This is a genomic window from Pseudomonas yamanorum (genome assembly GCF_013386765.1).
Taxonomy (GTDB): Bacteria; Pseudomonadota; Gammaproteobacteria; order Pseudomonadales; family Pseudomonadaceae; genus Aquipseudomonas; species Aquipseudomonas yamanorum_A.
This window is the reverse complement of sequence record NZ_JACARE010000010.1, coordinates 184,000-196,685: the sequence shown is the minus strand read 5'-3', so window position 1 is coordinate 196,685 and position 12,686 is coordinate 184,000. Positions and strand designations below refer to the sequence as shown.

The following is a 12,686-nucleotide window of genomic DNA, read 5'->3' as shown; positions in this document are numbered from 1 at the left end:
AAACTTCAAGATGAATTCCCTATGCGTGCGTGCCCTGGTGGTGGGCGTGCTGGCGTGGCCGACGCTGGCGTCTGCGCTGACCCTGGATGAGGCCCTGCGCCTGGCGCAAAACAACGCGCCGTCGCTGGCGGCCGAATCCGCAAAATTGCAGGCTGCTGGCCAGGCGGCGATACCGGCAGGTGAGTTGCCGGACCCGAAACTGGTGGTGGGCCTGCAGAACTTCCCCATTGGCGGGCCCAATCGCGGCACGCTGTATGGCGATGACATGACCGAGCAGATGATCGGCATCCAGCAGCAAGTGCCCAGCCGCGACAAGCGCAAGGCGCGGGTGGAGTTGGCCTCGGCCACCGTGGACACGGCGGCCGCCGAAGGCCGCATCGAGCGCCTGAACGTGCGCCAGGCCACCGCTCAGGCGTGGATTCGCGCCTATGCGGTGGAGCGCAAAGAGGCTCTGTTCAAGGACTTCTATCAGCAGAATCGCCTGCTGCAAGACACCGTGCGTGCGCAGTTGGCCGGTGGGCGTGGGCAGCCTTCCGACACGGTGATCCCCAAACAGGAAGCCGCCGACCTTGCCGGGCGCGAGGACGAACTGATCCAGCAACGCGCCCAGGCCCGCGCTGCCCTCAAGCGCTGGATCGGCCCGGCCGCCAGCGAAGCCCCCAGCGGCCAGTTGCCGAACTGGACAATCGACACCCATGGCTTCACCCACAACCTGCACCAGCACCCGGAACTGCAAGCCTTTGTGCCGCGTACCCGCGAGGCCGAAGCCCGGCTGAACGAGGCCAGGGCGCAGAACACTTCGGACTGGAGTTGGGAGGTGGACTATCAGCACCGTGGCCGCGAATACGGTGACATGGTCAGCCTGCAATTCACCTTCGATCTGCCGATCTTCCCCGGTCGCCGGCAGAACCCCGGCATCGCCGCCAAGCAGGCTCAACTCGACCAGCTGGACGCCGAGCGCGAAGCCAAGACCCGCGAACACGCCCAGGAACTTGAAGACGACCTGGCCAACTATCAGCGCCTGGACCGTGCCGTGCAGCGCAGCCAGGACAGCCTTGTGCCGCTGGCCGAGGAGAAGGTTGCCCTGAGCCTGGCGGGTTACCGCGCGGGCAAGGGCGACCTGATGAACGTGGTCAGCGCCCGCCGTGAGTGGGTCGAGGCGCGCTTCAAACAGATTGATGCCATTGAGCAGCGCGCCCTGACCGGCGCCCAGCTGTATTTCGCTTACGGGGAACCCGCCAATGAATAACCGAATCGTGAACATGGCGCTGTTGGGCGGCGTCCTGCTGCTGGGCCTGGGTGGCGGCTACTGGCTGGCGCAGAAACCGGCCATGGCCGGGGCGATGCAGGCGCCGCAGGAGAAAAAGGCGTTGTACTGGTACGACCCGATGTACCCGCAGCAGAAATTCGACAAGCCGGGCAAGTCGCCCTTTATGGACATGCAACTGGTGCCGCGTTATGGCGGCGAGCAGGGCGCAGCGGCGGACACTGCGGCGATTCGCATCGATTCGAGCCTGACCCAGAACATCGGCGTACGCCTGGCGAGTGTCAGCCGCGGCGTGTTGGCGTCGAGTCTTGAACTGTCGGGAATCCTCGCCTTCAACGACCGCGATGTGGCAGTGGTGCAGGCCCGGGCTGCCGGGTTTGTGGAGCGGGTTTACGCCCGTGCGCCGGGTGATGTGCTCAAGGCCGATGCGCCCCTGGCCGACATTCTGGTGCCGGAATGGGCTGCCGCCCAGGAAGAATTCCTTGCCCTGCGCCACAGCGACGCCGGCCTGTTGGCCGCCGCCCGCCAGCGCCTGCGGCTGAGCGGCATGCCCGCCGGGTTGATCGCGCAAATGGAGCGCAGCGGCCGGGTGCAATCGGTGATGACCATTACCAGCCCGCTGGCCGGCGCGTTGCAAACCCTGGACGTGCGCGAAGGCATGACCGTCGCGCCGGGCCAGACCCTGGCGCGGGTCAATGGCTTGGGCACCGTGTGGCTGCAAGTCGCCGTGCCTGAAGCCCAGGGCGCTGCGTTGGCGGTCGGGCAAACCGTCGAGAGCCGGTTTGTTGGTTTGCCGGGGCAGGCATTCAGCGGCACCGTCAGCGCGATTCTGCCGGCCACCGCCATGGACAGCCGCACCGTGCAGGTTCGGGTTGAGCTGCCCAACCCTGATGGCCGGTTGCGGCCCGGCATGACCGCTCAGGTGCGCCTGGCCCAATCCACCGGCCAGTCGGTGCTGTTGTTGCCGAGCGAAGCGCTGATTCGTACCGGCAAACGCGTGCTGGTGATGGTGGCCGAGGAGGGCGGACGTTATCGCCCGGTAGAAGTGCAGGTGGGGGCGGAAAACCAGGACCAGACCGTGATCGTCGCAGGTTTGCAGGAAGGCCAGCAGGTGGTCGCCTCGGGTCAATTTCTGCTGGACTCTGAAGCAAGTTTGAAGGGAATTACCACTCAATCGTCCGACGGTTTTTCAAATGAGGGGGCCATGGACGGCATGAGCATGCAACCGGGAGCCCGACCATGATCGCCCTGTTGATTCGTTGGTCGGTGGCCAACCGCTTTTTGGTGTTGCTGGCGACTTTATTCGTCACCGCATGGGGCTTGTGGTCGATCCAGAACACGCCGGTGGACGCCCTGCCGGACCTGTCGGATGTGCAGGTGATTATCCGCACGCCATACCCGGGCCAGGCGCCGCAGATTGTCGAGAACCAGGTCACCTACCCGATGACCACCACCATGCTCTCGGTGCCGGGGGCGAAGACCGTGCGCGGCTTTTCGTTCTTCGGCGACAGCTACGTCTACGTGCTGTTTGACGAAGGCACCGACCTGTATTGGGCACGCTCGCGGGTGCTGGAATACCTGAGCCAGCTGCAGGCGCGCTTGCCGGCGTCGGCCAAGCCGGCGCTGGGCCCGGACGCCACCGGTGTCGGCTGGATCTACCAGTACGCCCTGGTGGACCGCACCGGCAAACATGACCTGGCGCAGTTGCGCTCGTTGCAGGACTGGTTCCTCAAGTTCGAACTCAAGACCCTGCCCAACGTCGCCGAAGTGGCGACCATTGGCGGCCAGGTCAAACAATACCAAGTGCAGATCGATCCCCTGGCCCTGGCCAGTCGCGGCATCACCCAAGCGCAAGTGGTGGAGGCCATCGGCAAGGCCAACCAGGAAACCGGCGGCTCGGTGCTGAACATGGGCGAGTCGGAATACATGGTGCGCGCCTCCGGCTACCTGAAGACCCTGGAGGACTTTCGCGCGATTCCCCTGCGGCTCGACGCCAACAACGTGCCGGTGACCCTCGGTGATGTGGCGATAATCCAGCTGGGCCCGGACATGCGCCGGGGTATCAGCGAGCTGGATGGCGAAGGCGAGGCGGTGGGCGGGGTGGTGATCCTGCGCAGCGGCAAGAACGCCCGCGAGGCCATCGCGGCGGTGAAGAGCAAGCTGGAACAACTGAAAACCAGCCTGCCGCCCGGCGTGGAAATCGTCACCACCTACGATCGCAGCAAACTGATCGACCGCGCCGTGGACAACCTCAGCCACAAGCTGCTGGAGGAGTTCCTCGTGGTGGCGCTGGTGTGCGGGATCTTCCTGTGGCACCTGCGCTCGTCCCTGGTGGCGATCATCTCGTTGCCGGTGGGGGTGTTGATTGCCTTTATCGTGATGCGCTTCCAGGGCATCAACGCCAACATCATGTCCCTGGGCGGGATTGCGATTGCCATCGGCGCGATGGTCGATGGCGCGGTGGTGATGATCGAGAACGCCCACAAGAAAATCGAGGCCTGGCACCACGTGCATCCGAACCAGGAATTGAAGGGTGAAGAGCACTGGAGGGTTATCACCGACGCGGCGGTGGAGGTGGGGCCGGCGCTGTTTTTCTGCCTGCTGATCATCACCTTGTCGTTTATCCCGGTGTTCACCCTGCAAGCCCAGGAAGGCCGCTTGTTCGGGCCGCTGGCCTACACCAAGACCTACGCCATGGCCGCGGCGGCGGGGTTGTCGGTGACCTTGATCCCGGTGCTGATGGGGTACTGGATTCGCGGGCGCATCCCCGACGAGCAACGCAACCCGCTGAATCACGGCCTGATCAAGCTCTATCAGCCAGCGCTCGACGCCGTGCTGCGCTGGCCGCGCATGACCTTGCTGGTGGCGCTGTTGATGGTCGCCAGTGCACTGTGGCCGGTGTCGCACCTGGGGGGTGAATTCCTGCCGCCGCTGGATGAAGGCGACCTGCTGTACATGCCTTCGGCGCTGCCGGGGTTGTCGACGCAAACCGCGGGCGCGTTGTTGCAGCGTACCGACCGCTTGATCAAGAGCGTGCCGGAAGTTGCCCATGTGTTCGGCAAGGCCGGCCGCGCGGAAACCGCCACCGACCCGGCGCCGCTGGAAATGTTCGAAACCACCATCGAGTTCAAGCCGCGAGACCAATGGCGCCCGGGCATGACCCCGGAAAAACTGGTGAAGGAACTCGACCGGGTGGTGCAGGTGCCGGGCTTGACCAACATCTGGATCCCGCCGATCCGCAACCGCATCGACATGCTCGCTACCGGCGTCAAAAGCCCGATTGGCGTGAAGGTGGCGGGCACCAGCCTGATGCAGATCGACGCCGTGACCCAGGCCGTGGAAAAGGTCGCCAAAACGGTGCCCGGCGTCAGCTCGGCCCTGGCCGAACGCCTGACGGGTGGGCGCTACATCGACGTGGATATCGACCGCCCGGCGGCTGCACGCTATGGCCTGAACATCACCGATGTGCAGTCCATCGTTTCCGGGGCGATTGGCGGTGAAAACATTGGCGAGACCGTCGAAGGCCTGGCGCGGTTTCCCATCAACCTGCGCTACCCGAAAGAGTGGCGCGACTCGGTGAGCGCCTTGGGCAACCTGCCGATCTACACGCCTTCGGGCAGCCAGATCACCTTGGGCAGCGTAGCCAAAATAAAGGTCACTGAAGGCCCGCCGATGCTCAAGAGCGAAAACGCCCGGCCTTCCGGCTGGGTGTATATCGACGTGCGCGACCGCGACCTGGCGTCGGTGGTGAAGGACTTGCGTGAGGCGATCAACCAGCAGGTGCAGTTGCAGCCGGGCATGAGCCTCAGCTATTCGGGGCAGTTCGAGTTCCTGGAGCGGGCCAATGAACGCCTGAAACTGGTGGTGCCGGCGACCCTGCTGATCATCTTCGTGCTGCTGTACCTGACGTTCCGCCGGGTGGATGAGGCGCTGCTGATCCTCGCCACGTTGCCGTTCGCGCTGACCGGCGGGGTCTGGTTGCTGTACTGGCTGGGCTTCAACCTGTCGGTGGCGACCGGTGTCGGGTTTATTGCGTTGGCGGGGGTATCGGCCGAGTTCGGCGTCATCATGCTGCTGTATTTGAAAAACGCCTGGGCTGAACGCCAGGGAGGAGGGGACCAGGCCTTGCTGGAAGCCATCACCGAAGGCGCCGTATTGCGCGTACGCCCCAAGGCGATGACCGTGGCCGTGATCATCGCCGGCTTGTTGCCGATCCTGCTGGGCGGCGGCACCGGCAGCGAAGTCATGAGCCGGATTGCCGCGCCCATGATCGGCGGCATGCTCACCGCACCGCTGCTCTCCCTGTTCGTCATCCCGGCGGCGTACCGCCTGATGCGCAAACCTCAAAGCTGACAAAAATCAAATGTAGTAGCTGGCTTCTGTGGGAGCTGGCTTGCCTGCGATAGCGGTGTAACAGTCAGCGAATATGCTGGCTGACACACCGCTATCGCGGGCAAGCCCGGCTCCCACATTTGATCTCCTCTATCCTTTAAACCTCACTCAGCCTGACCCACCGCTCCTCCCGAGCCGCCACCCGAATCGCCGCCGCCAACCGCTCCACCTCCCAAGCCGCCGCAAAATCCGTCCCATCACTGCCTTTGCCAGCCAACGCCATCACCAACTCATGCACCTCCAGCGTCTTCAACTCGTTGTACCCCAACTGATGCCCCGGCGCCGGACTGAACGCCGCATACCCCGCAAGCGCAGGCCCCGCCAGCAACCGTTGAAACCCCTCCTGCCCAACCCGGAACAGCTGCAATTCATTCAACCGCTCCTGATCAAACAACAACGTGCCCCGCGTGCCACTGATCTCAAAGCTCAGGTGATTCTTATACCCATGCTTCAGCCAACTGCTGCTCACCGTCCCCCGCGCACCGTTGGCAAACCGCAACAACGCATGCACCTGATCATCCACCGCAATCTCCCGCAGCGTCTCACTCCCCGCCGTGGCTGGCCGCTGCCCGTGCACCGTCTGCGTATCGGCACACACACTTACGACATCCCCCACCAGATAGCGCGCCATGGACAGCAAATGACTGCCCAGGTCCGCCAAGGCCCCACCGGCATGCCCCACCTCACAACGCCACGACCAGGGCGACGCCGCATCCGCCATGAAATCCTCGCTGAATTCCCCTTGGAAACTGATGATCTCTCCCAACTCACCGCTGTCGATCAACTGCCGGGCCAGGCCGATCATCGGGTTGTGCTGATAGTTGTAACCCACCCGGGTCACCACCCCGGCCTTGCTCGCCGCATCGCGCATGGCCGCCGCCTGCTCCAGGCTCACCGCCAGCGGCTTCTCGCAATACACCGCCTTGCCTGCCGCCAGGGCAGCCATGGCCATCGGGTAGTGCAAATGGTTGGGTGTGGTGATGGCGACGACATCTACCTTGGGGTCGTTGATCAACTGCTGCCAGTCGCCATGGGCCTGGGCAAAACCCCAGTCGCTGGCGCAGCGCTTGGCGCGTTCGGTATCGGCATCGGCCAGGGCGGCCAGGGTAAGCTTCACCGGCAGCTCAAACACCGCCCGCGCGTTATTGAACGCCAGGGCGTGGGCACGCCCCATAAAGCCTGTGCCAATCAGGCCGATTCCGAGTTCGCGCATAGCCAGGTACCTTCGAATTATTGTTGTCAGAAGCCTATTTATGGAATAAATATTCCCAATATTCAATAGATAGAATAAAAATTCATTCCCGCGACGAACAATGCACCCCGTGGCGAGGGAGCTTGCTCCCGCTGGAGTGCGAAGCGCTCCCAGGATTTTGGGGCCGCTGCGCAGCCCAGCGGGAGCAAGCTCCCTCGCCACAGCAAGCTCCCTCGCCACGATCACCGCTACTGATAGCATTACATTCAGCACCGGCTTAACCCCTTCCAGTTAACAAAACATAACGTAGCGCCGATTGTCAGACGATTCCAAAGCCCGCTAGGATGGCCCAGCTTGCCCAAGGCGCTCTAGATTGCAGGTTTCAGGGCTCCTCACGGCAAGACGACCTAACAATAATAAATGGGAGAAAGGTCTATGAGTGAGCCTGTCATGGGTGTGGTGTTTTTCCGCCCGAAGGCCACGCGCAGGGTCGCATTGCTGGCCACAGCGCTCTCGTTGCTGGGGGCTGTCGCGTTGTCGACAGCGGCCCACGCCGCCACTGAAACCCCCGCCGCGGCGGTGTTTGCCATTGATTCCCCCAAGGCCGCCAAAAGCCTGATGATCGACGTGGTGCACGCAGGCAAACGCCTGGTCGCCGTCGGTGATCGCGGGCACATTCTCTATTCCGACGACCAGGGCGCCACCTGGACCCAGGCCAAAGTCCCCACCCGGCAACTGCTGACGGCCGTGTTTTTTGCCGACGACCAACACGGTTGGGCCGTGGGCCATGACGCACAGATCCTCGCCAGCACCGATGGCGGCGTGACCTGGACCCAGCAATTCCAGGACCTCAAGCGCGAAGCGCCGCTGCTCGACGTCTGGTTCAAGGACGCCAGCACCGGCTTTGCCGTGGGCGCCTACGGCGCGCTGATCGAAACCACCGACGGCGGCAAAACCTGGGACGACGTCAGCGACCGTCTCGACAACGAAGACCAATACCACCTCAACGCCATTGCCCAGGTCAAAGACGCCGGGCTGTTTATCGTCGGCGAGCAGGGCAGCATGTTCCGCTCCCATGACGAGGGGCAAACCTGGGAAAAACTCGAAGGCCCCTACGAGGGCTCGCTGTTCGGCGTGATCGGCACTGCCCAGGCGCAAACCCTGTTGGCCTACGGCTTGCGCGGCAACCTGTTTCGCTCCACGGATTTTGGCAGCACCTGGGAGCCGGTGGAATTGAACGCCACCCGTGGCGCGCTGGAGTTCGGCCTGTCGGGGGCGACCCTGCTGGACGACGGCTCCATCGTGGTGGTGGGCAACGGCGGCAGCGTGGTGGTCAGCCACGACGACGGCCTGACCTTCAGCGTATTCAATCGCCCGGACCGCATCTCGCTGTCGGCGGTCACGGCGGCGGGCAACGGCAACTTGATTCTGGCGGGGCAGGGCGGCGTTCGCGTGGCCAGTCCAACCGGCGCCGAGCCGACAAAACAATAAGAAGGCGGGGACACAATGAGCAGTCATCACAACGACAAGGCCACGTTTCTCGAGCGCCTGATTTTCAATAACCGCCCGGCAGTGATCACGATCTGCCTGCTGGTGAGCATTTTCCTGTTCTGGCAGGCGACGTTGATTCGCCCGTCCACCAGCTTCGAAAAAATGATCCCCTTAAAGCACCCCTTCATCGAGAAGATGATGGAGCACCGCAACGACCTGGCGAACCTGGGCAACACCGTGCGCATTTCGGTGGAAGCCAAGGACGGTGACATCTTCACCAAGGAGTACATGGAGACCCTGCGCCAGATCAACGACGAGGTGTTCTACATCTCCGGCGTCGACCGCTCCGGGCTCAAGTCCCTGTGGAGCCCCAGCGTGCGCTGGACCGAGGTTACCGAAGAAGGCTTTGCCGGCGGTGAAGTGATCCCGCAGAGCTACAACGGCTCGCCGGAAAGCCTCGACCAGCTGCGCAACAACGTGCTCAAGTCCGGGCAGGTCGGGCGGCTGGTGGCCAACGATTTCAAGTCGAGCATCGTCGACATTCCATTGCTGGAGTCCTATCCCGACCCGCAGGACCAGGGTAAGTTGCTGGCCCTGGACTACCGCAAGTTCTCCCATGAACTCGAAGACAAGATCCGCGACAAGTTCGAAGCGCAGAACCTCAACGTCAAGATCCACATCGTCGGGTTTGCCAAGAAGGTCGGCGACTTGATCGACGGCCTGGTGATGGTGGTGCTGTTCTTCGGGATCGCTTTCGTCATCACTCTGGTGCTGCTGCTGTGGTTCACCAACTGCCTGCGCAGTACCGTCGCGGTGTTGAGCACCACGCTGGTGGCGGTGATCTGGCAGCTGGGGCTGATGCATGCCCTGGGTTTCGGGCTGGATCCCTACTCGATGCTGGTACCGTTCCTGATCTTCGCCATCGGCATTTCCCACGGCGTGCAGAAGATCAACGGGATCGCCCTGCAATCCAGTGATGCCGACAACGCCCTGACCGCAGCCCGGCGTACTTTCCGCCAGTTGTTCCTGCCGGGCATGATCGCGATCCTCGCCGATGCGGTGGGCTTTATCACCCTGCTGATCATCGACATCGGCGTGATCCGCGAACTGGCCATCGGCGCCTCGGTGGGTGTGGCGGTGATCGTGTTCACCAACCTGATCCTGCTGCCGGTAGCGATCTCCTACGCGGGCATCAGCAAGCGCGCCATCGAGCGCAGCAAGAAAGACGCCCACCGCGAACACCCGTTCTGGCGCCTGCTCTCGAAGTTCGCCAGCCCCAAAGTCGCTCCGGTGTCGATTGCCCTGGCGCTGGTCGCCTTCGGTGGCGGCCTCTGGTACAGCCAGAACCTGAAGATCGGCGACCTCGACCAGGGCGCGCCGGAACTGCGCCCGGACTCGCGCTACAACAAGGACAACAACTTCATCATCAACAACTACTCCACCAGCTCCGACGTGCTGGTGGTGATGGTCAAGACGCCGCCCGAAGGCTGCTCGCGCTATGAAGCCATGGCGCCCATCGACCAGTTGATGTGGAAGATGCAGAACACCGAGGGTGTGCAGTCGGCCATCTCGCTGGTGACCGTGTCCAAGCAGATGATCAAGGGCATGAACGAGGGCAACCTGAAATGGGAAACCCTGTCGCGCAACCCCGACGTGCTGAACAACTCCATCGCCCGTGCCGATGGCCTGTACAACAACAATTGTTCCCTGGCGCCGGTACTGGTGTTCCTCAACGACCACAAGGCCGAGACCCTCGACCGCGCGGTGCATGCGGTGCAGGACTTCGCCAAGGAGAACAACAAGGACGGCCTGGAATTCATCCTCGCCGCCGGTAACGCCGGGATCGAGGCCGCCACCAACGAGGTGATCAAGGAATCCGAGCTGATCATCCTGATCCTGGTGTACCTGTGCGTCGCCACCATGTGCATGATCACCTTCCGTTCCTGGGCGGCGACCCTGTGCATCGTGCTGCCGCTGGTGCTGACCTCGGTGCTGGGCAACGCGCTGATGGCGTTCATGGGCATCGGCGTCAAGGTCGCGACCTTGCCGGTGGTGGCGCTGGGCGTGGGGATTGGCGTGGACTACGGCATCTACATCTACAGCCGCCTGGAGAGTTTCCTGCGGGCCGGCCTGCCGTTGCAGGAAGCCTATTACCAGACCCTCAAGTCCACCGGTAAAGCCGTACTGTTCACCGGCCTGTGCCTGGCCATCGGCGTGTGCACCTGGATCTTTTCGGCGATCAAGTTCCAGGCCGACATGGGCCTGATGCTGACCTTCATGCTGCTGTGGAACATGTTCGGCGCGCTGTGGCTGCTGCCAGCGCTGGCACGCTTCCTGATCAAGCCCGAGAAGCTGGCGGGGCAGAAGGGCAATTCGCTGTTCGCTCACTGATCCAACGCTGTTCGCCAAAACGCCGTGGCCTGTGCCACGGCGTTTTGCATTGCGCGGGCTTAGGCCGATGCAACGATTTGACCTATCATGAGGTCTTTCCCCTTGATGATTGATGGTTATGACTGCCGACACCGCTACCTTGCTCAACGCTTTTGAAGACTGCCAGATGGTCGAGATCGATGGCCTGCATACCTTCGATTTCAGCCTGGATGACCAGAAGTTACTGATCATCTGCATGGACGGTCGTGCCGAGAAGCGCTGGAGTTTCAGCCTGGAGCAGGTCAAGGCGGCGATCTTTGATCAGACCTTGCAAAGCTGGACCCTTACCGGTGACTCGGGCGAACACCGCCTGGTCTGCATGAGCGGCGTTACCGGCAACAATAATGACGAGGATGAAGCGGATGATGATGCGTAAATTCTGGCCCCTGCTGATGGCCGGCAGCGTAGGCGCGATGTCGGTCCAGGCCGCGCCGGTGGACACCTTTGAATTGCTGGTGGGCAGCTACACCGCCGGCACCAGCGAAGGCATCTACCGCCTGCAGTTCGACAGCCGCACCGGGCAGTTCAGCGGCCAGCCGGTGCTCGCCGCCAAGGCAGCCAACCCGTCGTGGCTGACCCTGTCCAAAGACCAGAAACACCTGTTTGTGGTGAATGAAAACGGCCCGGGCCAGAAAGACCCGGTAGGGCGCGTGAGCAGTTACAGCATCGACCCGAAGAACCATCAACTGACCCTGATCAACCAGGTGCAGAGCCTGGGCAACGAGCCGACCCATTCCAGCCTGGCCAGTGACGGGCGTTACCTGTTCGTGGCCAACTATTCGGTGCTGGAAGATCCGGGCGGCAGCCTCGCGGTATTGCCGGTAGACGCCGAAGGCAAGCTGTCACCGCCGGTGCAACTGAGCGGGCACCCGGCCAGCCGGGTCAACCCTGAACGCCAGGCGTCCAACCACGTGCACTCGGTGGTGTCTTCGCCGGACGGCAAATACGTGTTTGTCCAGGACCTCGGTGCGGACAAGATCTTTGCCTACCGCTACGACCCCAAGGCCAACCATGAACTGCCGCTGACCCCGGCCGACCCTGCGTTTGTGCAACTGCCTCCGGGCAGCGGCCCGCGTCACCTGCTGTTCACCGCGGATGGCAAGCACGCCTGGCTGACCACCGAGATGAGCGCGCAGGTTGCGGTGTTCGACTACAACGATGGCAAGCTGACCCAGAAGCAGTTGGTCAACTTCGCTGACGGCCAGCCGGTGTCCGACAAGGCCGGCGCCGCGTTGCACACCTCAAGCGACGGCAAGTTTCTCTACGTGAGCAACCGTGGCACCGCCAACCAGATGCTGGTATTTGCCATCGACCCCGCCACCGCGCAGTTGAAAGAGATCCAGCGCCGCTCGGTGGAAGGTGATCACCCCCGGGAGTTCGCCCTGGACCCCAGCGGCAAGTTCCTGCTGATTGCCAACCAGAAGAGCAACCAGATTGTGGTCGTCGAGCGCGATCCCAAGACCGGTCTTTTAGGCAAAACCACGCAGAAACTGGCGATTGATGCCCCCAGCGACCTCAAGTTCCTGGTGCGACACTAAGCCACAGGCCCCGCAGTGCGGGGCCTGACCCCTTGTATTAATCGTATTGATAGCGGCTAGTGTTTCAATGAATTTCTAAGGCTAACCCCTCGGGCGTAAGTTTGGTTCCAAGGCCAACACAGGCCACCAAGCCAACCGAACACAAGGGTTACCGACATGAACTTCAATCTCTTCTCGATCATCGCCGCTTCCGCTGTTTCTGCCACCGTAGCGTTGCCAGCCAGCGCCAGCGTTGAGATCAGCAGCAAAAAATCCAGCACCAGCGCCTACACCCAGAAATACCTGCAACAAAGTGCCAACTTCTACGCAGCCCTGGACCACAAAATCCAGAACTGAGCGTTAGTTTCATCAAACGCTGAAGATCAAATGTGGGAGC

9 protein-coding genes are annotated in these 12,686 nt (G+C 62.6%); 8 read left to right on the top strand and 1 reads right to left on the bottom strand.

Features of this window, described 5'->3' with window-relative positions:
* The first annotated feature begins 10 nt into the window (after window positions 1-10).
* Genes HX875_RS06875 through HX875_RS06865 form a run of 3 tightly spaced genes read left to right on the top strand, consistent with a single transcriptional unit; the run spans window position 11 to window position 5,620 of the window.
* Window positions 11-1,249 carry a TolC family protein gene (locus tag HX875_RS06875; protein ID WP_177042581.1) on the top strand — a complete coding sequence of 413 codons (1,239 nt, stop codon included), beginning with the start codon at window positions 11-13 and terminating at the stop codon, window positions 1,247-1,249.
* Window positions 1,242-2,510 (top strand): efflux RND transporter periplasmic adaptor subunit, encoded by a 1,269-nt coding sequence (locus HX875_RS06870; protein WP_177042580.1) that lies wholly within the window; start codon window positions 1,242-1,244, stop codon window positions 2,508-2,510. The genes HX875_RS06875 and HX875_RS06870 overlap by 8 nt, the downstream gene beginning before the upstream one ends.
* Window positions 2,507-5,620 carry an efflux RND transporter permease subunit gene (locus tag HX875_RS06865; RefSeq protein WP_177042579.1) on the top strand — a complete coding sequence of 1,038 codons (3,114 nt, stop codon included), beginning with the start codon at window positions 2,507-2,509 and terminating at the stop codon, window positions 5,618-5,620. The genes HX875_RS06870 and HX875_RS06865 overlap by 4 nt, the downstream gene beginning before the upstream one ends.
* Before the next feature lie 136 nt (window positions 5,621-5,756).
* Here the strand turns inward: HX875_RS06865 and HX875_RS06860 are convergent, their stop codons facing one another.
* Complete coding sequence (locus HX875_RS06860) at window positions 5,757-6,872, bottom strand: Gfo/Idh/MocA family protein (protein ID WP_177042578.1); 1,116 nt, start codon at window positions 6,870-6,872, stop codon at window positions 5,757-5,759.
* Window positions 6,873-7,301: 429 nt separating this feature from the next.
* On the opposite strand from HX875_RS06860, the gene HX875_RS06855 reads away from it, so the two are divergent.
* From HX875_RS06855 to HX875_RS06835, 5 genes are all read left to right on the top strand, one after another.
* Window positions 7,302-8,342 (top strand): WD40/YVTN/BNR-like repeat-containing protein, encoded by a 1,041-nt coding sequence (locus HX875_RS06855; protein ID WP_256348061.1) that lies wholly within the window; start codon window positions 7,302-7,304, stop codon window positions 8,340-8,342.
* A 15-nt stretch (window positions 8,343-8,357) separates the two neighbouring features.
* Entirely contained in the window at window positions 8,358-10,733 is a 2,376-nt protein-coding gene (locus HX875_RS06850) for an efflux RND transporter permease subunit (protein WP_177042576.1), read from the top strand.
* A gap of 118 nt (window positions 10,734-10,851) precedes the next feature.
* On the top strand, window positions 10,852-11,148 hold the full coding sequence (locus tag HX875_RS06845) for a DUF5629 family protein (protein WP_177042575.1): 297 nt from the start codon (window positions 10,852-10,854) through the stop codon (window positions 11,146-11,148).
* Complete coding sequence (locus HX875_RS06840) at window positions 11,135-12,310, top strand: lactonase family protein (RefSeq protein ID WP_177042574.1); 1,176 nt, start codon at window positions 11,135-11,137, stop codon at window positions 12,308-12,310. Before HX875_RS06845 ends, HX875_RS06840 begins: the two co-directional genes overlap by 14 nt.
* A gap of 156 nt (window positions 12,311-12,466) precedes the next feature.
* A complete protein-coding gene (locus HX875_RS06835; protein WP_177042573.1) occupies window positions 12,467-12,646 on the top strand; it encodes a hypothetical protein in 180 nt (59 codons plus the stop codon).
* Window positions 12,647-12,686: the final 40 nt, after the last annotated feature.